This is a genomic window from Microbacterium sp. NPDC019599, assembly GCF_040632175.1.
Classification (GTDB): domain Bacteria; phylum Actinomycetota; class Actinomycetes; order Actinomycetales; family Microbacteriaceae; genus Microbacterium.
Window position 1 is genome coordinate 1 of the sequence record NZ_JBEYBL010000008.1, and the last position, 22,817, is coordinate 22,817.

General features: G+C 71.6%; 20 protein-coding genes. 5 read left to right on the forward strand and 15 right to left on the reverse strand.

Translation table 11 applies throughout. The annotated features are described in order from the left end of the window. Nucleotides 1-130 precede the first annotated feature (130 nt). On the reverse strand, nucleotides 131-1,372 hold the full coding sequence (locus ABZ477_RS13775; RefSeq protein WP_360133963.1) for an extracellular solute-binding protein: 1,242 nt from the start codon (nucleotides 1,370-1,372) through the stop codon (nucleotides 131-133). A gap of 148 nt (nucleotides 1,373-1,520) precedes the next feature. Then, on the reverse strand, nucleotides 1,521-3,566 hold the full coding sequence (locus ABZ477_RS13780) for a beta-galactosidase (RefSeq protein ID WP_360133966.1): 2,046 nt from the start codon (nucleotides 3,564-3,566) through the stop codon (nucleotides 1,521-1,523). A 171-nt stretch (nucleotides 3,567-3,737) separates the two neighbouring features. Here ABZ477_RS13780 and ABZ477_RS13785 point away from each other — a divergent pair, with 171 nt between their 5' ends. The 3 genes from ABZ477_RS13785 to ABZ477_RS13795 all read left to right on the forward strand — a co-directional run bounded on the left by ABZ477_RS13785 (nucleotide 3,738) and on the right by ABZ477_RS13795 (nucleotide 7,187). Further along, the gene (locus ABZ477_RS13785) at nucleotides 3,738-4,751 is read left to right on the forward strand and encodes a LacI family DNA-binding transcriptional regulator (RefSeq protein ID WP_360133969.1); all 1,014 of its coding nucleotides are present in this window, start codon (nucleotides 3,738-3,740) and stop codon (nucleotides 4,749-4,751) included. Between the two features lie 109 nt (nucleotides 4,752-4,860). Then, nucleotides 4,861-5,370, forward strand: a complete 510-nt coding sequence (locus ABZ477_RS13790; RefSeq protein WP_360133972.1) for a MarR family winged helix-turn-helix transcriptional regulator — start codon at nucleotides 4,861-4,863, stop codon at nucleotides 5,368-5,370. Further along, nucleotides 5,370-7,187: an ABC-F family ATP-binding cassette domain-containing protein gene (locus ABZ477_RS13795; protein WP_360133975.1), complete on the forward strand. Its 1,818-nt coding sequence runs from the start codon at nucleotides 5,370-5,372 to the stop codon at nucleotides 7,185-7,187. The genes ABZ477_RS13790 and ABZ477_RS13795 overlap by 1 nt, the downstream gene beginning before the upstream one ends. A 33-nt stretch (nucleotides 7,188-7,220) precedes the next feature. On the opposite strand, the gene ABZ477_RS13800 is transcribed toward ABZ477_RS13795, so the two are convergent. Genes ABZ477_RS13800 through ABZ477_RS13825 form a run of 6 tightly spaced genes read right to left on the reverse strand, consistent with a single transcriptional unit; the run spans nucleotide 7,221 to nucleotide 13,142 of the window. After that, the gene (locus tag ABZ477_RS13800) at nucleotides 7,221-8,540 is read right to left on the reverse strand and encodes a GNAT family N-acetyltransferase (protein ID WP_360133978.1); all 1,320 of its coding nucleotides are present in this window, start codon (nucleotides 8,538-8,540) and stop codon (nucleotides 7,221-7,223) included. A 39-nt stretch (nucleotides 8,541-8,579) separates the two neighbouring features. Continuing rightward, nucleotides 8,580-9,512: a 4-(cytidine 5'-diphospho)-2-C-methyl-D-erythritol kinase gene (locus tag ABZ477_RS13805; protein WP_360133981.1), complete on the reverse strand. Its 933-nt coding sequence runs from the start codon at nucleotides 9,510-9,512 to the stop codon at nucleotides 8,580-8,582. Continuing rightward, nucleotides 9,509-10,576 (reverse strand): aldo/keto reductase, encoded by a 1,068-nt coding sequence (locus tag ABZ477_RS13810; protein ID WP_360133983.1) that lies wholly within the window; start codon nucleotides 10,574-10,576, stop codon nucleotides 9,509-9,511. Before ABZ477_RS13810 ends, ABZ477_RS13805 begins: the two co-directional genes overlap by 4 nt. 59 nt (nucleotides 10,577-10,635) lie before the next feature. Beyond that, a complete protein-coding gene (rsmA, locus tag ABZ477_RS13815; protein WP_360133986.1) occupies nucleotides 10,636-11,475 on the reverse strand; it encodes a 16S rRNA (adenine(1518)-N(6)/adenine(1519)-N(6))-dimethyltransferase RsmA in 840 nt (279 codons plus the stop codon). Nucleotides 11,476-11,517: 42 nt separating this feature from the next. Next, complete coding sequence (locus ABZ477_RS13820; RefSeq protein ID WP_360133989.1) at nucleotides 11,518-11,880, reverse strand: YciI family protein; 363 nt, start codon at nucleotides 11,878-11,880, stop codon at nucleotides 11,518-11,520. Further along, the gene (locus ABZ477_RS13825; RefSeq protein ID WP_360133992.1) at nucleotides 11,877-13,142 is read right to left on the reverse strand and encodes a DUF6596 domain-containing protein; all 1,266 of its coding nucleotides are present in this window, start codon (nucleotides 13,140-13,142) and stop codon (nucleotides 11,877-11,879) included. Before ABZ477_RS13825 ends, ABZ477_RS13820 begins: the two co-directional genes overlap by 4 nt. A gap of 259 nt (nucleotides 13,143-13,401) precedes the next feature. On the opposite strand from ABZ477_RS13825, the gene ABZ477_RS13830 reads away from it, so the two are divergent. Then, a complete protein-coding gene (locus ABZ477_RS13830) occupies nucleotides 13,402-13,560 on the forward strand; it encodes a hypothetical protein (protein ID WP_360133995.1) in 159 nt (52 codons plus the stop codon). Nucleotides 13,561-13,620: 60 nt separating this feature from the next. On the opposite strand, the gene ABZ477_RS13835 is transcribed toward ABZ477_RS13830, so the two are convergent. The 4 genes from ABZ477_RS13835 to rsmI all read right to left on the reverse strand — a co-directional run bounded on the left by ABZ477_RS13835 (nucleotide 13,621) and on the right by rsmI (nucleotide 17,751). Beyond that, nucleotides 13,621-14,130 carry an NUDIX hydrolase gene (locus ABZ477_RS13835; protein WP_360133998.1) on the reverse strand — a complete coding sequence of 170 codons (510 nt, stop codon included), beginning with the start codon at nucleotides 14,128-14,130 and terminating at the stop codon, nucleotides 13,621-13,623. A gap of 18 nt (nucleotides 14,131-14,148) precedes the next feature. After that, nucleotides 14,149-15,063 (reverse strand): TatD family hydrolase, encoded by a 915-nt coding sequence (locus tag ABZ477_RS13840; RefSeq protein WP_360134000.1) that lies wholly within the window; start codon nucleotides 15,061-15,063, stop codon nucleotides 14,149-14,151. A gap of 108 nt (nucleotides 15,064-15,171) precedes the next feature. Next, nucleotides 15,172-16,749 carry a methionine--tRNA ligase gene (gene metG / locus ABZ477_RS13845; protein ID WP_360134003.1) on the reverse strand — a complete coding sequence of 526 codons (1,578 nt, stop codon included), beginning with the start codon at nucleotides 16,747-16,749 and terminating at the stop codon, nucleotides 15,172-15,174. A 174-nt stretch (nucleotides 16,750-16,923) separates the two neighbouring features. Then, nucleotides 16,924-17,751 carry a 16S rRNA (cytidine(1402)-2'-O)-methyltransferase gene (gene rsmI, locus ABZ477_RS13850; protein WP_360134006.1) on the reverse strand — a complete coding sequence of 276 codons (828 nt, stop codon included), beginning with the start codon at nucleotides 17,749-17,751 and terminating at the stop codon, nucleotides 16,924-16,926. 24 nt (nucleotides 17,752-17,775) lie between these two features. Between rsmI and ABZ477_RS13855 the strand changes: the two genes are divergently transcribed. Next, nucleotides 17,776-19,383, forward strand: a complete 1,608-nt coding sequence (locus tag ABZ477_RS13855) for a phospholipid carrier-dependent glycosyltransferase (RefSeq protein ID WP_360134009.1) — start codon at nucleotides 17,776-17,778, stop codon at nucleotides 19,381-19,383. A gap of 127 nt (nucleotides 19,384-19,510) precedes the next feature. On the opposite strand, the gene ABZ477_RS13860 is transcribed toward ABZ477_RS13855, so the two are convergent. From ABZ477_RS13860 to hemC, 3 genes are read right to left on the reverse strand one after another with little or no spacing between them, the layout of a single operon-like run. Then, a complete protein-coding gene (locus ABZ477_RS13860) occupies nucleotides 19,511-20,842 on the reverse strand; it encodes a glutamate-1-semialdehyde 2,1-aminomutase (RefSeq protein ID WP_360134012.1) in 1,332 nt (443 codons plus the stop codon). Continuing rightward, nucleotides 20,839-21,834, reverse strand: coding sequence for a porphobilinogen synthase (gene hemB, locus ABZ477_RS13865; protein WP_360134016.1), 996 nt, complete (start codon nucleotides 21,832-21,834; stop codon nucleotides 20,839-20,841). The genes ABZ477_RS13860 and hemB overlap by 4 nt, the downstream gene beginning before the upstream one ends. An 11-nt stretch (nucleotides 21,835-21,845) precedes the next feature. After that, complete coding sequence (gene hemC / locus ABZ477_RS13870) at nucleotides 21,846-22,745, reverse strand: hydroxymethylbilane synthase (protein ID WP_360134019.1); 900 nt, start codon at nucleotides 22,743-22,745, stop codon at nucleotides 21,846-21,848. Between the last annotated feature and the right edge of the window lie 72 nt (nucleotides 22,746-22,817).

The following is a 22,817-nucleotide window of genomic DNA, read 5'->3' on the forward strand; positions in this document are numbered from 1 at the left end:
CGTGCCGCCGGGACTCGTGGCGGCCGCCTCAGAGGCGAAGGCGATCCCCTCTTCGCCGGCGTCGATCACCGAGTCCACGCCGTGCACGTCGGCGGGGCGGGCGTGCAGCCCGCCCCACGGCGATGGCGTGTCAGCCGGCCAGGGCGGCCGTCAGGTCGTCGATCATCGTGTTCCACGTCGACACGGGGTCGGCGCCGGCGATGATCTGCGACTCGGCAGCGTTCCAGTAGTCCCAGACCGAGCCCATCTCGGGGATGCTGGGCATCGGGACGCCGTTCTCCGACGAGGCGATGAACCCGGCGATGATCGGGTCGGACGAGACCTCCGTCGCGAGCTCCGACCACGCGGGAAGGCGCGGGTCGGCCTCGTAGAGGGCCTTCTGCGCCTCGTAGGTGGCCATGTAATTCACGAGGAACTCGTTGGCCAGCAGCGTGTTCTCGCTCTGCGAGCTCACGTAGAAGCCCTGGACACCCACGAAGGGTGCGGCGGGCGAGCCGCCGGCCGACGGGATGGGGTTGACCGCGATGTTGGCTCCCTGCGCCGTCAGCTCTGCGATCGCCCACGGGCCCTGGACCGTGAAGGGCGCCTTGCCCGTCGCGAACAGCTCGTTGTTCGTCGCGTAGTCGATCGTGGTCGAGATGTAGCCGGTGCCCGTCTCGCCATTCTCGCCGAGCCAGGTCGCGAAGGCCTCGCCGTTGGGGCCGCCCATGCCGACCTCGTTCGTGTACGACCCGGTGTCGTCCTGGACGAACACCGGCGCGTCGAACGACGTCTGGAAGCCGTACATCGTGTAGCCGTCGCCGGTCTGGCCGTTCGTGTTGATGACGAACGGACGCTCGGCGCCGGAATCCAGACCCGCCTGGATCATCTCGTCCCACGTGGCGGGGGCGGTGTCGCCGACGAGGTCGGTGTTCTGGATGAGCGCGATCGTCTCCGTCGAGTACGGCAGCGCGTACAGCTGGCCGTCGTACGTCATGGCCTGGAGCGCGACCTCCTGGAATTCGCCGGCCTTGTCGCCGAGGTCGACCGTGTTGACGACGCCGGCAGCGACGAGAGCGCCGAGCCAGTCGTGCGCGCCGATCGTGATGTCGGGGCCCTCACCGGTCGGGACCTGCGCGATGAAGTCGTTGCGGATGTCCTCGAAGTTCTTGACGACGGTGGTGACGGTCGCGCCGGTCTGCTCCTCGAAGACCGCGGCGGCGGCCTCGACGGCGGGCTTGCGGTTCTCGTCGACCCAGACGGTGAGCTCCTGGCCTTCGCCATCGATCGCGGCGTCGGTTTCGTCGGTGCCTCCGCCGCCACCGCCGCTGCAGCCGGCGAGGAGGACGGCCGTCGCGAGGATCGCGGCGCCCATTCCGATGTGCTTGCGCATTTCTTTCCTTCCAGAAGGAGGGTCGTGAAACGCGAGCCGTGTGGATCGCGTCGTTACGACCTGTGATTGTGGTGCCCGGGAATCGTGTAGCTGTGTTCCTGGCTTGGCTCCGAAACTAGACCCGAGCGGCGAGCCGTGCCAGAGGTTCTCAGTGCGGCTGGGCGACCACCCCCTGAGTCGCTGGCTCCGACACGCGGATGACGGCGACCCCGCCCGGGGCGACCTCGGCCGCGCCCTCGAGCACGCGCCCGGTGATGAGCTCGGTCCCGGTTGCGGGAAGGCGCACGGCCTCATCGCGGTGGTTGACCACGACGACGAACTCCGCGTCGGCGGAGCGCCGCGTGACCACCTCGACCCCCTCCGGCAGCCCTGCCGGCGTGACGCCGGCGTCCTGGTAGACCGCACGCGCGAGGGCTGCGAGGCCTTCGGCATCCAGTCGAGTGCTGACGTACCAGCCGACGCCGTCGCCGTGGCTCTTGCGTGTGATGGCGGGCTTTCCCGCACCGGGGCCGTCGACGTACGTCGCGACGACCTCGGCGCCGTCGATGACGACGTCCTCGGACCAGGCGTCCGCGCGCAGCACGCCGGACGCCTCACCACGCCACGCCACGCCGCACGAGTCGCCCTCGCGCAGCGGGAGGAACTCTTCGACGCGGATGCCGAGCGAGGGCGTGAGCGGAGCGACGAAGCCGCCCTCGTGGACGGCGTCGTGCTCGTCGACGATCGCCGAGAAGAACGAGACCAGGAGCGTCCCACCCTGCGCGACGTAGGCGTTGAGGTTCTCGGCATCCGCCCTCGTCAGCATGTACTGCGCAGGAGCGATGACGAGCTTGTAGGCGGAGAGGTCGTGCCCCGGGAGGGCGAAGTCGACCGTGATGCCGTCGCGCCAGAGACGCTCGTAGTAGGCCCGCACCTGCTCGGCGTGGGTGATCTCCTCCGAGGGTCGCCATTCGAGGTCCTGCGCCCAGAAGGACTCGAAGTCCCACAGGATCGCGACGTCGGCGACGACTCGCGAGCCGCGGATGTCGTCGAGGCGGCCCAGGGTCGAGCCGAGCTCGACGACCTCGCGCCACACCCGCGACTGCGTGCCGGCGTGCGGGATCATCGCGGAGTGGAACTTCTCGGCGCCCGAGCGCGAGGCTCGCCACTGGAAGAAGAGGATCGCGTCGGCGCCGCGGGCGAGATGCGTGAGGGAGTTGCGGGCGAGCTCGCCGGGGCGCTTGGCGATGTTGCGGGGCTGCCAGTTGACGGCCGACGTCGAGTGCTCCATGAGGATCCACGGCTTGCCGCCGCCCACCGAGCGCGACAGGTCGGCCGCGATCGCGAGGCCGATCTCGCCCTCGGGGTCGGCCGCCCACAGGTAGTGGTCGTCCGCGACGATGTCGACCTCGCGGGCCCAGGCCCACATGTCGGTCGTCCAGCTCTGGTTCGCCATGAAGTTCGTCGTGATGGGCTGCGCGGCGTGCGCTCGGATCGCGTCGCGCTCGGCGATGAAGCACTCGCGCAACTGGTGGTCCGTGAAGCGCGCGAAGTCGAGGCGCTGGGCGGGGTTGACGACCGAGGGAGCAGCCGCGGGCGCGCCGATGTGGTCCCACTCGCCGTAGCGCTGACCCCAGAACGTCGTCCCCCAGGCGCGGTTGAGCTCGTCGAGCGAGCCGTACCGCTCGCGGAGCCACTCGCGGAAGGCGCGGACGGACTGGTCGGAGTAGTCCTCGCCGACGGGCACGCCGTACTCGTTGTGCACGTGCCAGAGCACGACGGCAGGGTGGTCGGCGTAGCGCTCGGCGAGCGCCGACGCGATCCGGACGATCGCCTCGCGGTAAGCGGCGGACGAGTGCGACGCCATGCCGCGCGCACCGAAACCCATCGTGACGCCGTCGCGCGTCACGACGCGGGCGTCGGGGTGATCCGCGAAGAACCACGCCGGCGGAGATGCCGTGGGCGTTCCCAGGTCGACCGCGATCCCGTTGTCGTGCAGGAGGTCCAGCAGCTCGTCGAGCCAGGAGAAGTCGAAGACGCCCTCGCTCGTCTCGATGAGGGCCCACGCGAAGATGCCGACGCTCACGAGGTTGACACCCGCCTCGCGCATGAGCGCGACGTCCTCGTCCCAGACCTCGCGGGGCCACTGCTCGGGCGTGTAGTCGCCCCCGTACGCGACCCCGGACATCGCGGGCCAGACGTGGGTGGAAGACATTGACGCTCCATCGGGTCGAGTTCGGAGGAAGGTCACGGTAGTGACTGTGACCGGTCCCAGTCTGGCGCCGCGACCGAGTCGCAACCAGGATCGAGGCCATTCCGTTACCAAACTGTGACCGGTCCCAGGAAATCCTCCGCTCGGCGCTCTCCGGCGGTAGAGTCACCGTTCGTGGAGCATTCGACGGCGAGGCGCAAGCCCACGATCCGGGATGTCGCGGCGGCGGCCGGCGTGTCGCACGGGACGGTGTCACGCGTGCTCAACGGCGGCCACTGGGTCTCGCCCGAGGCGCGCGCCGCCGTCGAGGATGCCATCCGGCGGACGGGCTACACCGCGAGTCATGCCGCGCGCAGTCTCGCGACGGGGCGATCCGGCTCGCTCGCGTTCCTGCTGACCGAGCCGCAGCACCTGCTCTTCTCCGACCCGACCTTCGCCCTCCTCCTTCGCGGCGCGGCGGAGGCCCTCGCACAGCGCTCCATGACGCTCGTCCTGCTGGTCGCGGGCACGCCGGCGGAGCGGGCGAACGTGACGCACTACGTGAGCGCCGGCCACGTCGACGGGGTGCTGCTCATCTCGTCCCACGAGTCCGACCCGCTCATCGACTCGCTCATCGCCCAGCAGGTGCCGACCGTGTGCTGCGGACTCCCCCTCGGCCACCAGACCGACATCTCGACCGTGTCGGTCGACGAGGTCGGCTCGGCCCGCACGATGACGCGTCACCTCATGGACCGCGGCCACCGTCGCATCGCGATGATCGCAGGACCCCACGACACGCCGGGCGGCAGGTACCGGCTCGTCGGCTTCCGCGAGGAGCTCGGCGACAGGTTCGACCCCGAGCTCGTGGAAGAGGGCGACTACGGCCTCGAATCCGGCGTCGCGGCCATGAACCGGCTGCTGGAGAAGGGGCCGGCGCCCGACGCCGTCTTCGCAGCATCCGATCTCATGGCGGCCGGCGCCATCACGGCGCTGCGGCGCGCGGGACTGCGGGTGCCCGAGGACGTCGCCGTCGCGGGGTTCGACGACTCGGGCCTGGCCGAGTCGCACGAGCCGCCGCTCACGACGATGCGCCAGCCGTGGGAGCAGCTCAGCGAGCGCATGGTCGCGCTGCTGCTCGACGTCATCGCGGGCGGGCCGCGCGAGGCGGTGACGCTTCCCACGACGCTCGTCGTCCGCGAGAGCGCCTGACGGCGGTCGGGGATGCCGCTCCCCCGCGCCGACGTGCGGATGGCGGCCGCGACGACCCGCGCAGGGCCGCTGGGAACTGCCGAGCCGGGCACCCCTCGATAATGGAGGGATGGCTCAAGAGGCGGACGAGGTCGATCGGATCGTCGAGGCGTGGACCGCACAGCGTCCCGACCTCGACTTCTCGCCGCTCGGAGTCCTCTCGCGCGTCGACCGGCTCTCACGGCACCTCGACCGCGCACGGCGCGACGCCTTCCGCCGCAGCGAGCTGGAGCCGTGGGAGTGGGACGTCCTTTCGGCGCTCCGCCGCGCGGGCGAGCCGTTCCAGCTGAGCCCCAAGCAGCTCCTGCAGCAGACGCTCGTCTCGAGCGGCACGATGACCAACCGCATCGACCGGCTCGTCGGACGCCGGCTCGTGCGACGCGAGAACGACCCGGACGACGGGCGCAGCATCCTGGTCACCCTCACTGAGGACGGGCGCGTCCGGGTGGATGCCGCCATCACGCGCCTCGTGGACGCAGAGGCCGTGCTGCTGGCGAGCCTGCCCCGCGGTGATCGCGAGCGGCTCGCGGCGCTGCTGCGCAAGCTGAGCCTCGGATTCGACACGGGTGGAGACGCCTGATGGCCCACCTGCTCGGCGCGGAGGCGCTGCACCTCGAGTTCCCCACGAAGGTCGTCTTCGACTCGGTCTCGCTCGGCGTCGACGAGGGCGACCGCATCGGCATCGTCGGCCGCAACGGCGACGGCAAGAGCTCGCTCCTGGCGATGCTCGCGGGGCGCCTCGAACCCGACGGCGGGCGCGTCACGGTGCGCGGCGGCGTCCGGGTCGGCGTGCTCGATCAGGGTGACACCCTGGATGACACGCACACGATCCGCGAGGCCGTCGTCGGCGACGCGGCCGACCACGAGTGGGCCGGCGACGCGCGCGTGCGCGACGTCATCGCTGGCCTGCTCGCCGACCTTGACTGGGACGGGCCGATCACGCCGCTCTCGGGTGGTCAGCGGCGCCGCGTCGCGCTCGCGAAGCTCCTCGCCGGCGACTGGGACGTCCTGGCCCTCGACGAGCCGACCAACCACCTCGACGTCGAGGCGATCGCGTGGCTCGCGGAGCACCTCAAGACGCGGTGGGCCCGCAACGCCGGCGCCCTCCTGGTCGTGACGCACGACCGCTGGTTCCTCGACGAGGTCTGCACCGCGACCTGGGAGGTGCACGACCAGATCGTCGAGCCCTTCGAGGGCGGCTACGCGGCCTACATCCTGCAGAGGGTCGAGCGCGACCGTCAGGCGGCGTCGATCGAGGCGCGGCGGCAGAACCTCGCCCGCAAGGAGCTCGCGTGGCTGCGCCGCGGCGCCCCCGCGCGCACGTCCAAGCCGAAGTTCCGCATCGACGCGGCCAACGCCCTCATCGCCGATGTGCCCGAGATCCGCGACAAGGTCGCGCTGCAGTCGCTCGCCGTCTCGCGCCTCGGCAAGGACGTGGTCGACCTGCTCGACGCCTCGGTCTCGTACGACGGGCGCGAGATCCTGCGGGATGTCGAGTGGCGTCTCGCTCCCGGCGAGCGGACCGGCATCCTCGGCGTCAACGGCGCCGGCAAGTCGACCCTCCTCGGACTCATCGCGGGCACCGTCGCGCCGACGGCGGGCCGGGTCAAGCGCGGCAAGACGGTCCAGGTCGCGACCCTCACGCAGCGCCTCGACGACCTCGACCCGTTCCTCGACGAGCCCGTGCGGGTCGTCGTCTCGCGCCTGCGCACGAGCTACACGTTCGGCACGGGCTCCAAGGCGCAGGAGCTCACACCCGGCCAGCTGCTGGAGCGCATGGGCTTCCAGAGCGCGCAGCTGTCGACCCCCGTGAAGGACCTCTCCGGCGGCCAGCAGCGACGACTGCAGCTGCTGCTGATCCTCCTCGAGCAGCCGAACGTCCTGATCCTCGACGAGCCCACGAACGACCTCGACACCGACATGCTCGCGGCGCTCGAGGACCTCCTGGACTCGTGGCCCGGCACGCTCATCGTCGTGTCGCACGACCGCTACTTCATCGAGCGCGTGACCGACCAGCAGTACGCGATCTTCGACCGGCACCTGCGCCACCTGCCGGGCGGCGTCGACGAGTACCTGCGGCTGCGCTCGGTCCAGCAGGCACGACAGGATGCTGCTCCCCCGCGCGCCGCGGGGGCTCCAGGAACGGCATCCCAGGTCGCAGCATCCCCCGCCCTGTCCGGCGCGGAGAAGCGAGCCGCCGAGAAGGAGCTCTCGGCGGTCGACCGGCGCCTGGAGAAGCTCGCGGCGAGCATCGCGTCGCTCGACGTCTCGTTCGCCGATGCGCACGACGACTACCAGCGCCTCACGGCCCTGCAGAGCGAGCGCGCGACCCTGGCCGCCGAGCAGTCGACGCTCGAGGAGCGCTGGCTCGAGCTCAGCGAGTCGCTCGAGAGCTGAGCCGGCCGCTTCCCCGGCGATCTGGGGCCGAGGTCAGTACCAGAAGCTCAGACGGGCCTGCTGCGGCCACGCGAACAGGGCCGCCGCGGTGACGGGGTCGGACGTCTCGACTCGACCGGCAGCCGCGAGCGTCGCAAGCGAGACCGACCCCAGGTACGCCGCGGAGAGCTCCGTGACCCCCAGCCGCACGCGCGGCCCCTCGGGCTGCGCACCCGCCTCCGACGGCTCGACGGAGGCTCGCCCGTCCCCGCCGACGCGCACGGTCCAGACGCCCTCCGCGAACCCGAGCGGGTCGGTCACCTCTAGCGTCACGACTCCCGGAACGGCGTACCGGCGCGCCGCGAGAGCCGCGGGCACGTCGAGGATCCGCACGTACTGGTGGTCCTGCACCGTGACCTTCGCGGCCCGCCGGTCCGCGATCATCCACAGCACGGGCTCGTCGACGGCGAGCTCTCCCGCCGACAGCTCGCCGATGAGATCGAGCTCGAGGAGGAACCGCCACAGTCCCGCGTACGCGTCGGGCGTCACGGCGACCAGCCGGTGCACCGACACCTTCGAGCGGGCGAAGTCCTGGTGGTTCTCCTCGGCCCTGTAGAGGGCGACGCCCTGGACCGCACCGTGCTCATCGGTGTACTGCACGGCGCGGAGCTTCTCGGGATTCTCGGCATCGGCCTCGGTCCCCGCGAAGCGGTCCCAGTGCCCGTCGGGCATCTCCAGCTCGCCCGGGTGGCTGAGGCGCACCCGGTCGTGCAGGTCGGGTGCGATCTCGCGGAACCTCTCGCGGGAGACGAAGTCGACGCGCCCTGCCGGGCGAGGGCCCGTCCACTGTGCACGCGGGACGTCGATCCGGGCGTGCGCGCTCAGGGCCGCCGACGCGAACCCGAAGCGTCCGTAGATCGTCGACTCGCTCACGGTGAGCACCGCGACCGGAACGCCGGCGTCGCGCGCGAGCCGCAGCTCGCCCGCCATGACCGACCGGAGGATGCCCCGACGCCGATGCGTCGGCGCGACCGAGACGGCGCTCACGGCGCAGGACGGGATGCCGACACCGCCGGGTACCGACAGCTCGGCGACCCACGACACGAACGTCGCGACGGGCCGGTCGGGATCGGGCGCTCCGGCGTCGAACACTCCGACCAGCCGGCGTCGGCCCATCCGCCGGGAGGCCGACTCCACCTGCTTCTCGGACGGCTCCGAGTCGAGGAAGCCGCGGGCGAGCGCCTGGTACCACGGCGCGAACCGCTCGGCGTCGTCGCTCGCGACGAGCCGCACGTCGAGACCCTGCTCGCCGAGGCGGGCGCTGGTCTCGTCGTCGATGGGTGCACGGAACTGGCGATCACCGAGGTCGGTCATCTTCGGTCTCCTCGAGAGCGGCGGGCGTGGCAGGCGGGATCAGAGGGCGCGCGCTCCCGGCACGGGCCCGTGGACGTGCAGCGCGTTGAACCCTGCCGAGGCGAGCGTGACCTGCAGCTCCAGCGCGGACTCGGGGCCTGCCGCCAGGAAGGCGAGCGTCGGGCCGGAGCCCGAGACGATGCCGGCGAGGGCCCCCGATTCCTCGCCGAGCTCCAGCCCCTCGCGCAGGTCGCCGCGCAGCGAGAGCGCCGCGGCCTGCAGGTCGTTGCGCACGTGCTGGGCGAGCACCGCCGCGTCGCCCGCGCGCAAGGCCTGCAGCACGCCGGGGTCGACAGCCGGCACGCGGCGGGGCGGCGCGATGTCGGTGGCGCGCTCGTCGCGCAGGGCGTCGAGATGGCGATACACCTCCGGCGTCGACAGGCCCTCGCCGTCACTGGGGACGATGACCCAGTCGAACCGGCCCTTCGCGAGGGCGGGACTCAGCTGATCGCCGCGGCCCGTCCCGATCGCGGTCCCGCCGAGCAGCGCGAACGGCACGTCCGCGCCGAGCCGCGCCGCGAGGCGCTGCAGCTCGTGGGTGCCGAGCTCGGTCCCCCACAGCAGATCGCACGCGACGAGGGCGGCCGCGGCATCCGCCGATCCCCCGCCCATGCCGCCGGCCACCGGCACGTGCTTGACGATGTCGAGGTGGACGCCGCCCTCGTACCCGGCGCGCTGCGCGACCAGGCGCGCGGCACGCAGCGCGAGGTTGCGGTCGTCGGCGGGCACGCCGGTCACATCGGTCGTGCCGCTGATCGAGATCGAGAAGTCGTCCGCCGGCTCGGCCCACACGTCCTCGTACAGCGAGACGGCCTGGTACGCGGAGGCCACGTCGTGGTAGCCGTCTTCCTGCACGTCGCCGACCTCGAAGAAGAGGTTGATCTTCCCCGGGGCGCGGACGTGGACGCGATCGGCGACGGCGGCCTGGGTCACTGCTCGGCCGACTCCGCCCAGGGGTTCGGGTCCATGGCGTCGGCGAGCGCGTCGATCTGCTCGAGCTCCTCCGTCGTGAAGGCCGGTCCGTCCAGCGCCGCGATGTTCTCGTCGATCTGTGCCGGCGATGAGGCTCCGATGAGCGCCGAGGCCACCACGGGGTCGCGCAGGACCCACTGGATCGCGAACTGGGCCAGCGTCTGGCCGCGCTCCTTCGCGATGACGTCGAGGCCGCGGAGGGTCGACAGCGCCTTGTCGGTGAGGCGGCGGCCGCCGAGAGACCAGCGGTCCTGCGAACGCTGGGCGCTGCCGTCGCCGAGGTACTTGCTCGTGAGCAGGCCCTGCGCGAGCGGCACGAAGGCGATCGCACCGAGGCCGTCCTTCTTCAGCACGCCCGTGAGCCCGTCCTCGATCCACCGGTCGAGGATCGAGTACGACGGCTGGTGGATGACGAGGGGCGTTCCGAGGCTCCGGGCGACGGCGGCCGCGACGACGGTCTGCTCGGGGCTGTACGACGAGATGCCGACATAGAGGGCCTTGCCCTGCCGGACGAGTGTGTCCAGCGCGGCGACCGTCTCCTCGACGGGCACGTCGGGGTCGTAGCGGTGCGAGTAGAAGATGTCGACGTAGTCGACGCTCATGCGGGTGAGCGACTGCTCGGCGCTCGCGATGAGGTACTTCTTCGAGCCGCCGTTCGCGTACGGCCCGTCCCACATGTCGTAGCCGGCCTTCGACGAGATGATGAGCTCGTCACGGTAGCGGCCGAAGTCCTCGCGCATCATGCGGCCGAAGTTCGTCTCGGCGGAGCCGTAGGGCGGGCCGTAGTTGTTGGCCAGATCGAAATGCGTGATGCCCTTGTCGAAGGCGTGACGCAGCACTTCGCGCTGGCGGTCGAAGGGGATGTTGTCGCCGAAGTTCCACCACAGTCCGAGTGACACGGGCGGGAGGGTGAGGCCGGACCTGCCGACCTTGCGGTACTCGAGCGATTCGTAGCGGTCGTCGGCGGCGGTGTAGGGGCGGTGGAGGTCTCCGCCGCGGGAGCGGTAGCGCGATGCGTCGGTCACCGTTCGAGGCTAGCGTGCCGGGCCCGAGCAGGTCAGCGCGTGTCGCAGGCGTCGGCGCGTCAGACCTGCGCGATGCGGTGGAAGTCGTCGATCGAGAGCTCCTCGCCGCGCGCCGTCGGGGTGACGCCGGCTTTCTCCAGGACAGCGGATGCCTCGGCCGCCGTCCCTCCGAGCACTCCCGCCAGCGCCTGCCGGAGCATCTTGCGGCGCTGCTGGAACGCGGCATCCACGATCCGGAACGTGCGCGTGCGCTCCTCCTCCGAACCACGCGGCGAGGCGTCGCGCTCGAACCCGACGAGGACGCTGTCGACGTTGGGGACCGGCCAGAACACCTGCCGTGACACCGTGCCGGCGAGGCGCCACGGCCCGTACCAGGCCGCCTTCGCGCTCGGCGCGCCGTACACCTTCGACCCGGGAGGCGCCGCGAGCCGCTCGCCGACCTCCGCCTGGACCATGACGACGCCGCGCTGAAGGTGCGGGAAGGTCTCGAGGAAATGCAGGAGGACCGGAACGCTGACGTTGTACGGGAGGTTGGCGACGAGCACCGTGGGGTCGCCCGGGAGCTCCGTCACACGAAGGGCGTCGGCATCCACGACCCTCAGCGCACCGTCCTCGACGCCGTGCGCCGCCGCCGTCTCGGGCAGGCGCTCGGCCAGCCGATGGTCGATCTCGACGGCGGTGACGGAGGCCCCGGCCTCGACGATCGCGAGGGTCAGTGAGCCCAGCCCCGGTCCGACCTCGACGACCCGGTCCCCCGGCTCGACGCGCGCGACCTGGACGATCTTGCGGACGGTGTTGGCGTCGACGACGAAGTTCTGCCCGAGCTTCTTCGTCGGCGTGACATCGAGCTCGGCCGCGAGGGCGCGGATCTCGGCGGCGCCGAGGAGGCTGACGGGCATGCGTTCCACAGTAGCCACTCGCGCGCCGACGGCGAGCGAGGCTCAGGTCTCCTGCTCCCAGGGCAGCTTGACGACGGGGAGGATGAGGACGCGACCGGCCACCGCGGTGGGGTGCTTGCCCATGTACTCGGCGGCTTCCTCGATCGACTCGGCCTCGAGGAGGTCGTACCCCGCGAACCACTCCTTGAATTCGGGGAAGGGCCCGTCCGTGATGATCGTCCTGCCGTCGCGCACGACGACGGACTTGGCCTGATCGCGTCCGGCGACGGGCGCCCCGAGGCCGAGGGTGCCGGCGTCGGAGCCCTCCTGTGCCCAGGATTCCAGCATCCGCTGGTCCTCGTCCTGCGGGAGCGGCGAGCCCGTCGAGTCGGTCAGGTGGAGCACGAGGTACTGCTGCGTGGTCATGCGGATTCTCCATTCGGGGATGCCGCGAGCTGGCCGCGGCGGCGGATGAGGTGGGCGACCTCGGCGGTGTTGCCCGCCAGCTCGATCGCCCGGTCGTACGCTTCCCGGGCGTCGGACGGGCGGCCGACGCGTCGGAGGAGCTCGGCACGGGTCGTGTGGAACGCGTGGTGGCCGGCGAGCGCGTCGGCGAGACGCTCGACCATCGCGAGTCCCGCCTCCGGCGAGTCGAACTCCGAGACGGCGATGGCCCGGTTGAGGGTGACGACGGGGCTCGGATCGACGCGCTCGAGCTCGCCGTAGAGCGCCACGATCCGGGACCAGTCGGTCTCGCGCGGACCCGCTGCCGCCACGTGCACGGCGTTGATCGCGGACAGCAGCTGATATCTGCCCGCGACCGCGACCTCGTCGGGCCGCTCGCGCACGAGCGCGAGGCCCTCCTCGATCAGGGCCCGGTCCCACGCGCCGCGGTCCTGCTCATCCAGCCGGACGAGCTCGCCGTACGGCGAGACGCGCGCCGGAGCCCGGGCCTCGGTCAGGAGCATGAGCGCCAGCAGCCCCGTCGCCTCGGCGCGCTCGCCCGAACCCGCGGGCAGCAGGTCGCGCACGAGCCGCGTGAGCCGGATCGCCTCGCCCGTGAGATCAGGCCGGAGCGGATCGGAGTCCGGCCCGGTCGCGAGGTAGCCCTCGTTGAAGATCAGGTACAGCACGGCGAGCACACCGGCCACGCGCTCGGGCAGGTCCTCCTGCTCGGGGACGCGGTACGGGATGCGGGCCGCTTTGATCTTGGCCTTGGCCCGCGTCAGGCGCTGTCCCATCGTCGTCTCCTGGACGAGGAAGGCATGTGCGATCTCGGTGACTGTGAGGCCGCCGACGATGCGGAGCGTGAGAGCGACGCGCGCCTCCATCGACAGGGCCGGGTGGCAGCAGGTGAACACGAGGCGCAGGCGGTCGTCCTCGACCGCTCCGACGGCCTCGGCCGGCGAGTCGTCGGCGAGCATGAACGCCTCCTGGTGCAGCTCGTCCCGGCGCGCTTCGCGACGGAGCCGGTCGATCGCCTTGCGACTGGCGGTCGTGGTGATCCAGGCACCCGGATTGGGCGGGATGCCGTCCGACGGCCACCGCGCGACGGCCGTCGCGAAAGCTTCGGCGGCCGTCTCCTCCGCGATGTCGAGATCGTCGTAGCGCCGTGCGAGTCCCGCGACGATGCGCGCCCATTCCTCACGGTGGGTGCGCGAGATCGCGGCGGCGACGTCCGAGCTCACGGTCGCCCGCGGTTCGCGAAAGCGCCGACGTCGGACATGGACTGCGCCATGGAGAGCTCCTTCGGGTCGTCGGGGCCGCGCTCGGCGACCCTCATCTGATCTACGAACGCGACCTCACCGATTCGACACCGGAGCGGAAGAAAAGTTCAAGTGGTCGCAATCGGCCTATGCGTGTCGAACTCGGGCGGCGCCGTTCGTAGCAGTGGTGAGGGCGGATCATCGGCCGCCCCGTCGAGAGGTGAGGGACATGACGAGTCACATGACTTCCGCCGAACTGCAGGAGTACGCGGAACAGATCGAGGAAGCGCGGGCGGAGCGCCGCCTGCAGCGTCGGGCGCGCCGCCATGCCTTCTGGGCCCGGCTGCGCGACCTCGTGCTGTCGATCCCGCCGGGGATCGGCGTGCGGATCGGCGGCTGAGTTCGCGGCACGAGGCGCGGTGCGGCCTTCGGATGTCGATCCGGGGGTCGCACCCGCGCGTCAGCGCGTCAGTTCGACGAGCCTCTCGCCCAGGAGCTGGAGCCGATCGATCCACGGCCTGGCCATGCGCTCGTCGTCGCAGCGACGGAACACCTCGGCGAGCGGCACCCACGTGGAATCCGCGACCTCTTCGGGATCCAGCGAGAGCGTGAGGTCGCCGAGGCCCCGGACGACGTAGAGATCCAGGAGCGCCTCGGCCTCGACGACCCGGCCGACAGGCACGAGTGCCTCCTCTTCGGCGCGCAGCCCCGTCTCCTCCGCAAGCTCGCGCACAGCCGCCTGGCGGCTCGTCTCGCCCTCGAGGGCGCTGCCGGCGGGAAACTCCCAGGTCAGTGGATAGTCCTTGACTGCGGCGCGCCGCGTGATGAGCACGAGCCCGTCCTCACGCACGACGCACACGGCCGCGATGACGTGGAAGAAGCCTTTCGGGAAGTCCGGATCGCCGCGGCGATGAGTCCTGCCGACCGGCGTGCCCGCGGCATCCGTCAGATCCCAGAGCTCGCCCTCCACCGCCAGTCCTTCTGTCCTTCAGTCCTCGAACGAGCCGTAGACGCGCAGCGTGTTCGCGGCGAGCTGCGCGCAGAGCTCGTCGACCTCGACGCCGAGCTCGCGCGCCATGTACCGGACCGTCACGGGGATGAGGTACGGCGCGTTGGGGCGGCCGCGGTGGGGGGTCGGCGTGAGGAACGGGGCATCCGTCTCGACCAGGATCCGGTCGCGCGGAATGATCGCGAGCGCGTCCCGCAGGTTCTGGGCGTTCTTGAACGTCACGTTGCCGGCGAAGCTCAGATAGTAGCCGCGCTCCCCTGCGATGCGCGCCATGTCGGCGTCGCCCGAGAAGCAGTGGAAGACAGTCCGGTCGGGCGCGCCGACCCGCTCGAGGGTCTCGAGCACGGCGTCGTGCGCGTCGCGGTCGTGGATCTGCATCGCGATGCCGTGCTTCTCAGCCAGCGCGATGTGCGCCTCGAAGCTCTCGAACTGCGCCGGCAGCCCGTCCTCCTCCGTCCGGAAGAAGTCCAGGCCCGTCTCGCCGATCGCGCGCACTCGCGGCTGCGACGCGAGGCCGTCGATGACGTCGATCGCCTCTCCGAGCCGGCCTGCCGCGGCATACGCGGGCGCCTCGTTCGGGTGGATCGCGACGGCCGCGAGGACGCGGGGATGGGATGCCGCGGCCCACGCCGACCAGCGGCTCGACTCGATGTCGCCACCGGCCTGCACGACGCCGAGCACGCCGACCTCGCCCGCGCGCTCGAGCTGCTCGTCGAGGCTCAGGCCCTCTTCGCCGTCCTCGATCTCGAGGTGCGCGTGGTTGTCGTACACGGCCACGGCGAGCGGCTCGGGCGCGGCGGGATAGCTGACGTCGCGCGAGCCCTTCTCGCGGACGCGGACGTACTGCGACGGGTCGGCGCTCTCGGCTGGGTACGGCACGCGGGGCTCACTCACGCTCGTCGGCTCCGCGTTTCGCCTGGGTCGCTTCGCTCCCTCGCTCAACGACCTGAACCACCCGGTCCTTGAGCGAGTGAAGCGAGACGAAACGCGCCGAACGCTCGCTCATACCGTCTGCTCGACGCGCGGGAAGAGCGGCGCGAGGGCGCTCACCGCCGAACCGGCTGGCAGGATGCCCCACCGGCCGGCCTCGCGGATCGGCTGCTCCTGCAGCGCGCCGACGGTCTCGGCGGCGCCGAGGGCGACCCACAGCTTCCCGGTCGAGATCGGCATGGCGGGCGACAGGAGCACGGCGAGGGCACGCAGACCCTCGGCCGCCGTGTACAGGACAGTGCCCAGGCGCTCGCGCTGAGCCTCGTCCTTCGCCAGGGCCCACGGCTCGTTCTCCGTGATGTACAGGTTGAGCGCGTCCACGATCGTCCAGATCGCGCCGATGGCCTCGTCGATGCGGAACCGCTCGATCGCGGCGTCGGCGGCGGACGCGGCATCCGCCACCTTCTTCTGCACGCCGAGGTCGACGTCGGCGTACTCGCCCGCCGGCGGCACGACGCCCTCGAAATACCGGTCGATCATCGCGGTCGTGCGCGAGGCGAGGTTGCCGAAGCCGTTCGCGAGCTCGGCCTGGTAGCGCGCCGAGAGGTCCTCCCACGAGAACGATCCGTCGTGGCCGAACGGGATCGCCGACAGGAAGTAGAAGCGGTAGGCGTCCGAGCCGAAGACGTCCGTGATCTCGGTCGGGGCGATGCCCGTGAGCTTCGACTTCGACATCTTCTCGCCGCCCACGAGCAGCCAGCCGTGCGCGAAGACACCACGCGGCACCTCGACACCGGCGGCCATGAGCATGGCGGGCCAGATGACGGCGTGGAACCGGAGGATGTCCTTGCCGACGACGTGGTACGCGGGCCAGCGGCGTGCGAACTCTTCGAGGTCCGATCCGTAGCCGACGGCGGTCGCGTAGTTGAGCAGCGCGTCGACCCACACGTAGATGACGTGCGACTCGTCCCACGGCACGGTGATGCCCCAGTCGAACGTCGAGCGCGAGATCGAGAGGTCCTTCAGGCCGTTCTTGACGAACGAGACCACCTCGTTGCGCGCCGAGTCGGGCCGGATGAAGTCCGGGACCGTCGAGTAGAGCTCGAGCAGCTTGTCCTGGAATTCGCTGAGCTTGAAGAAGTAGTTCTTCTCCTGCAGCAGCTCGAGGGGCTTGGAGTGGATCGCGCACACCTTGAGGCCCTCGAAGGGGCCCTCGCCGTCGACGATCTCGGACTCGGTCTTGAACTCCTCGCAGCCGACGCAGTACAGCGCCTCGAACTCGCCCGCGTAGATGTGGCCGCGGTCGTAGATCGCCTGCACGAACTGCTTGACGCGCTCCTCGTGGCGCGGCTGCGTCGTGCGGATGAAGTCGTCGTTGGCGACGTCGAGCGTTTCCAGCAGCGGGTACCAGGACTCGCCCACGAGCTTGTCGACCCACTCCTGCGGCGTCGAGCCGTTCGCCGACGCGGCGCGCATCATCTTCTGGCCGTGCTCGTCGGTGCCCGTCAGCATCCAGGTGTCGTCGCCCGCCTGGCGGTGCCAGCGCGCGAGCGCGTCGACGGCCACGGTCGTATACCCGTGGCCGATGTGGGGCACGTCGCTCGGATAGTAGATCGGGGTCGTGATGTAGAAGGAACGGCCGGAAGTCACCGGAAGAGTCTATTCAGAACGGATGCCACACCCGGCCGCGTGACGACGGGCGCCGCTCGAGGGGTCGGGGTGCTGGGGTTCGTAACACGCTTCCGGTCGTTGAGCGAGCCGAAGGCGAGACGAAACGCTGACAGCCGCGCAGGCGTTTCGTCTCGGTCGCTGGCGCTCCCTCGCTCAACGACCGAGGGAGCGTGCGGCGAGCGCCCCTTGATAGAGCTCGCGCGAGGAGTGGCCGGTCTGCCCCGCGACCTCGGCCGCGGCATCCTTCAATCGCGTCCCGCCGGCGACGAGAGCGACGACCTGCGCGACGGCCTCGGGGAAGGCGATGTCGGCGCGGGCCGCGCCCTCGACGACGATCACGAGCTCGCCCCGGACGCCGTTCTCGGCCCATCCGACGAGTTCCGCGAGGGTTCCCCGCGCGACCTCTTCGTGCAGCTTCGTGAGCTCGCGGCACACGGCGGCGCGGCGGTCGCCGCCGAACGCGTGCGCCAGGTCGGAGAGGGATGCCGCCACCCGGCCGGGCGACTCGAAGAACACCATCGTCCGGGGCTCGCGGGCCAGTGCCGCGAACGCGCTGCGGCGCTCCCCCGGCTTGCGCGGCACGAAGCCCTCGAACGAGAAGCGGTCGGTGGGAAGCCCCGAGACGGCGAGCGCCGTCACGACGGCCGAAGGACCCGGGATCGCCGTCACGACGACGCCGGCCTCCGCCGCTGCCGCCACGACGCCGTAGCCGGGGTCGCTCACGGTCGGCATGCCGGCGTCGGAGAGCAGCAGGACGTCGTGGTCCCGCGCGAGCTCGACGAGCTCGGCGGCGCGCTGCTTCTCGTTGTGGTCGTGGAGGGCGATGAGCCGGGGCCGGTTGGGGATGCCGAGGGCCGCCAGCAGGCGCTGGGTCGTCCGCGTGTCCTCCGCCGCGACGACGGTCGCGGTCTCGAGCGCCTCCACGAGCCGGCGGGAGGCGTCGCCGAGGTTGCCGATCGGGGTCGCCGCGAGGATGATCACGACGCCCAGCCTAGGCTTGAGGGTGTGACCGCCACCTCCGAGCCGCTGCTTCCGGCGCAGTCGCTCGCGCCCGGAGCGCGGCCGACGTTCTACGAGCGCTGGCGCGTGCGCCTCGACACCGATCCGCGCGTGTACCGCGTGTGGCGCGTCCTCGCTCCCCTGCTCGTCACGCTGCTCGCCGGCATCCTGCGGTTCTGGAATCTCGCGCACCCTCACGCGATCGTGTTCGACGAGACGTACTACGTGAAGGACGCCTGGAGCCAGTGGCACCTGGGCTTCCCGGCGACGTGGCCCGAGAACGCCGACGAGCGCTTCCTCGCGGGCGACACCGACATCTTCACCGCCAACCCCAGCTACGTCGTCCATCCGCCGCTCGGCAAGTGGATCATCGGCCTGGGCATGGCCCTCTTCGGCGCCGACTCGACCTTCGGCTGGCGGGTCGCGGTCGCGCTGTTCGGCACCGCGACGGTGCTCCTGCTCTACTTCGTCGCCCGCGCCCTCGGCGGCTCGATCGTGTACGCGTCGGTCGCGGCGCTCTTCCTCGCGGTGGACGGGCTCGGCATCGTCCTGAGCCGCGTCGCGATCCTCGACGGGATCCTGACGTTCTTCGTCGTGCTCGGCATCCTCTTCGTCCTGTACGACCGGCGACGGCATCACGAGCGGCTCACGGCCGCGATACAGGCCCGCGCCGTCGACGGCGTCGCCCCCGCGTGGGGACCCGTCTTCTGGAACCGCCCGTGGCTCATCGCGGCCGGCGCGGCCCTGGGCGCCGCGACGGCCGTCAAGTGGTCGGGGCTCTACGTCATCGGGGCGGTGGGCCTCTACCTCGTCGTCGACGACGCGCTCGCGCGCCGCAAGGCCGGCATCGGATACTGGCCGTCGGATGCCGCCTTCCGTCAGGGGCTCGCGACGTTCGTGCTGTTCGTCCCGGTCTCGTTCGTCGTCTACCTCGCGTCGTGGACGGGCTGGCTCGTGACCGACGGCGGCTACCACCGCCACGCGGCCGACGCCGCCCCCGCGACGGGCCTGTGGTCATGGGTGCCCCTGCCGCTGCAGAGCCTCTGGATCTACCACCAGGCGATCTACAACTCGAACGTGAGCCTCACCTCGCCGCACAGCTACTCGAGCGCCGCGTGGCAGTGGCCGCTGCTCCTGCGGCCGACCTCGATGTACTACCTCGGCTCGGCGACGGGCGAGAACGGATGCCTCGTCGGCGGCAACGGCTGCTCGGAGGGCATCACGAGCATCCCCAACCCGCTCCTGTGGTGGGCTGCCGTCATCGCGGTCGTCTACCTCGCGTGGCGCTGCTTCGCCAAGCGCGACGGCGGCGACGCGCTCGTGCTGACGGGCATCGTCGCGACGTACGTGCCGTGGCTGCTGTACCCCGACCGCACGATCTTCCAGTTCTATACGATCGTCATCCTGCCGTTCATGCTGCTGGCGCTGACGACGCTCCTTCGGGATCTCGCGCAGCTGCGCACGCAGCGCGGCCGTCCCGTCGGACGCTGGGCGACGGTCGTGTTCATCGCGGCGGTGCTGATCGTCTCAGCGTGGTACTACGCCGTGTGGACCGGCATCCCCGTGTCGTACGAGTTCTGGTTCTGGCACTTCAACCGCGACGGCTGGATCTGACTCTCCGGTCCTCAGCCTCCGGTCGTTGAGCGAGGGAGCGAGGCGACCGAGACGAAACGGCCCGAGCATTCGCGGCAGTCCGGCGCGTTTCGTCTCGCTTCGCTCGCTCAACGACCGGCGGGGTGGGTCAGGCGGGCGGCGTCGCGTCGGCGGCCGCGCGGGCGGCGGCGGGAAGCGCCGACAGGATGCTGTCCAGCGCCGCGTCGTCGTGCGCCGCCGTGAGGAACCACGCTTCGAAGACGCTCGGCGGGAGCGACACGCCCGCATCGAGCATCGCGTGGAAGAACGCCGGGTAGCGCCACGACTCCTGGTCCCTCGCGTCGGCGTAGTCGCGCACGGCGCCGTCGCGGAAGGCCACCGAGAAGAGGCTTCCCGCGTGCGAGATCGTGTGGGCGACCCCCGCGTCGGCGAGGGCGACGCCGAGCGCGTCCGAGACGACGGATGCCGCGGCATCCACCCGCTCGTAGACGGCGGCGTCGGCGAGCCGGAGCGTGGCGAGGCCCGCCGCGACCGCGAGCGGGTTGCCGCTCAGCGTGCCCGCCTGGTACACGGGTCCGAGCGGCGCCAGGAGGTCCAGGAGCTCGGCGCGGCCGGCGATCCCGGCGAGCGGCATTCCGCCGCCGATGACCTTGCCGAACGTCACGAGATCGGCGATCCAGGTCTCGCCCGCCGCCTGCTCGAGCCCCCACCAGCCGGCGGGGGCGACACGGAAGCCCGTCAGCACCTCGTCGAGGATGAACAGGGCGCCATGCGCGTGGGCGGTCTCGACGAGGAACCGGTTGAACCCCGGTCCCGGCACGAGGACGCCGGCGTTGGCGCCCGCGGCCTCGGCGATGATGGCGGCGATGCGACCGGGGTGCGCGTCGAACGCCGCCAGCACGGCCTCGCGATCGTTGTAGGGCAGGACGAGCGTGAGGCCCGCGATGTCGGCCGGGACGCCCGCCGAGCCAGGCAGTCCGAGGGTCGCGACACCGGATCCCGACTCGGCGAGCAGCCCGTCCGAGTGACCGTGGTAGTGGCCCGCGAACTTGATGACGACGTCCCGGCCCGTCGCGCCGCGCGCGACGCGGATCGCGGTCATCGTCGCCTCGGTGCCCGTCGAGACGAGACGGAGCTTCTCGATCCCTGCGGTGCCGGCAACCGTGAGGCGGTCGACGACGAGCTCGGCGAGGTCGGTCTCACCGGGCGTCGACGCACCGAAGGAGAGGCCGCGGGATGCCGCCTCCTGTACGGCCGCGACGACCTCGGGGTGCGCGTGCCCGAGGAGGGCAGGACCCCACGACGCGACGAGATCGACGTACTCGCGTCCGGTGACGTCGGTCACGCGCGGACCGCGCGCGGACACGATCGACAGCGGCGTGCCGCCGACCGAGCCGAACGCCCGCACGGGCGAGTTGACGCCGCCGGGGATGACGGCGCGTGCGCGGGCCGCGGCATCCGCATTCGTGATCCCGCTCATGCGCGCGCCCACCTCTCCGCCGCCTCGACGGCCCAGTACGTCAGGACGGCGTCCGCGCCGGCCCGGACGATGCTCGTGATCGACTCGTCGATAGCCCGCTCCCGGTCGATCCAGCCCGCTGCCGCCGCGGCCTCGATCATCGAATACTCGCCGCTGACCTGGTACGCCCACACCGGGACGGGAGATACGGCGGCGGCATCCGCGAGGACGTCGAGATACGACATCGCGGGCTTGACCATGACGATGTCGGCGCCTTCTGCGACGTCCAGCGCGACCTCGCGCGCGCCCTCACGACGGTTCGCGGGGTCGAGCTGGTAGGTGCGGCGGTCGCCCTCGAGCGAGGACTGCACGGCCTCGCGGAAGGGGCCGTAGAACGCGGAGGCGTACTTCGCGGCGTACCCGAGCAGTGCGACGTCGGAGCGGGCCGCACCGTCGAGCGCCTCGCGGACGGCGGCGACCTGGCCGTCCATCATGCCGGAGAGCCCGAGCAGGGCCGAGCCCGACTGCGCCTGGGCGAGCGCCATCTCGCGGTAGCGCTCGAGCGTCGCGTCGTTGTCGACGCGTCCGCGCGCGTCGAGGACGCCGCAGTGCCCGTGATCGGTGAACTCGTCGAGGCACAGGTCGGTCTGCACGACGAGCGCGTCGCCGACCTCGGCCGCCGCGATGCGCGTCGCGACGTTGAGGATCCCGTCGGGGTCGGTCGCACCCGACCCGATCGCATCCTTGCGCTCGGGCACGCCGAACAGCATGACGCCGCCGATCCCGGCGGCCGCCGCGAGGGCGAGCTCGATGCGCAGCGAGTCGGTCGTGTGCTGCACGACACCGGGCATCGAGGCGATGGGCCGCGGGTCGGTCGCACCCTCGGCGACGAAGAGAGGCAGGACGAGCTGCGATGCGTGCACGCGCGTCTCGGCCGCGAGGCGGCGCCACGCGGGCGTCGAGCGGAGGCGGCGGGGACGGGCCGTCGGGAAGGCTGCGTCGGAGAGGGACATGGAAGCTCCGGTCAGTCGTGGAGGGGTGCGAGCTCGGCGGCGCCGAGCGCCAGCAGCTCGTCGGAGACGCGCGCCGCGAGCTCGGCGGGCGCGTCGGCGTCGGGGAAGGCGGCGTGCGAGCTCGTGACGTGCTCGCCGCCGTCCGGCCGGTAGGCGCGCGCCGTGAGGAACAGCAGGTCGTCCTCGAGGAACGCGTGCGCGCCGATCGGCGCGGCGCAGCCGGCCTCGAGCCGGGCAAGGACGCCGCGCTCGGCCTCCGCCGCGAGGCGCGTCGGACGGTGGTCGAGCCGGGCCGCGTGGCGCTCGTCCCCCGCGCGCGTCTCGACCGCGAGCGCGCCCTGGGCGGGCGCTGTCGGCCAGGTGTCCAGCGGCAGGAACTGCGAGACGGCCTCGAGCCGGCCGATGCGCGCGAGGCCCGCGGCGGCGAGGATGACGGCATCCAGCGCCCGCTCGGGATCCTCGGTCGTCAGGCGCTCGAGGCGCGAGTCGATGTTGCCGCGGATGTCGACGAGCTCGAGGTCGGGTCGGCGCGCCGCGATCTGCGCGCGACGGCGCGGCGAGCCCGTCCCGACGCGGGCGCCCGCGGGCAGCGACTCGAGGTCGAGCCCGCCGCGTGCGCAGAGCACGTCGCGCGCGTCGGCGCGCTTGGGGACGGCGGCGATCGCGAGGCCGTCGGCCGGGGCCGTCGGAAGGTCCTTGAAGGAGTGGACGACAGCATCCACCTCCCCCGCGCGCAGCGCTTCGCGCAGGGCGGTCGCGAAGACGCCCGAGCCGCCGAGCGAGGCGAGCGAGGCCGTCGAGCGGTCGCCGTCCGAGACGATCGGGACGAGCTCGCCGCCCAATGCCTCGGCGACGGTGCCCGCCTGTGCGGTCGCGAGGGCGCTCGCCCTGGTGCCGATCCGCAGGCTCATCGCTCAGCCCGCCGTTCGCGAGACTTCACGAATGGACCGCTGCACCGGCGCGTCGCGTCACATTTGTGAAGT

Coding starts and splice junctions, on each gene's coding strand:
- ABZ477_RS13775 (WP_360133963.1), bottom strand. CDS start 1,372: ATGCGCAAGCACATCGGAATGGGCGCCGCGATCCTCGCGACGGCCGTC.
- ABZ477_RS13780 (WP_360133966.1), bottom strand. CDS start 3,566: ATGTCTTCCACCCACGTCTGGCCCGCGATGTCCGGGGTCGCGTACGGG.
- ABZ477_RS13790 (WP_360133972.1), top strand. CDS start 4,861: ATGGCTCAAGAGGCGGACGAGGTCGATCGGATCGTCGAGGCGTGGACC.
- ABZ477_RS13795 (WP_360133975.1), top strand. CDS start 5,370: ATGGCCCACCTGCTCGGCGCGGAGGCGCTGCACCTCGAGTTCCCCACG.
- ABZ477_RS13800 (WP_360133978.1), bottom strand. CDS start 8,540: ATGACCGACCTCGGTGATCGCCAGTTCCGTGCACCCATCGACGACGAG.
- rsmA (WP_360133986.1), bottom strand. CDS start 11,475: ATGCCCGTCAGCCTCCTCGGCGCCGCCGAGATCCGCGCCCTCGCGGCC.
- ABZ477_RS13820 (WP_360133989.1), bottom strand. CDS start 11,880: ATGACCACGCAGCAGTACCTCGTGCTCCACCTGACCGACTCGACGGGC.
- ABZ477_RS13830 (WP_360133995.1), top strand. CDS start 13,402: ATGACTTCCGCCGAACTGCAGGAGTACGCGGAACAGATCGAGGAAGCG.
- ABZ477_RS13860 (WP_360134012.1), bottom strand. CDS start 20,842: ATGAGCGGGATCACGAATGCGGATGCCGCGGCCCGCGCACGCGCCGTC.
- hemB (WP_360134016.1), bottom strand. CDS start 21,834: ATGTCCCTCTCCGACGCAGCCTTCCCGACGGCCCGTCCCCGCCGCCTC.
- hemC (WP_360134019.1), bottom strand. CDS start 22,745: ATGAGCCTGCGGATCGGCACCAGGGCGAGCGCCCTCGCGACCGCACAG.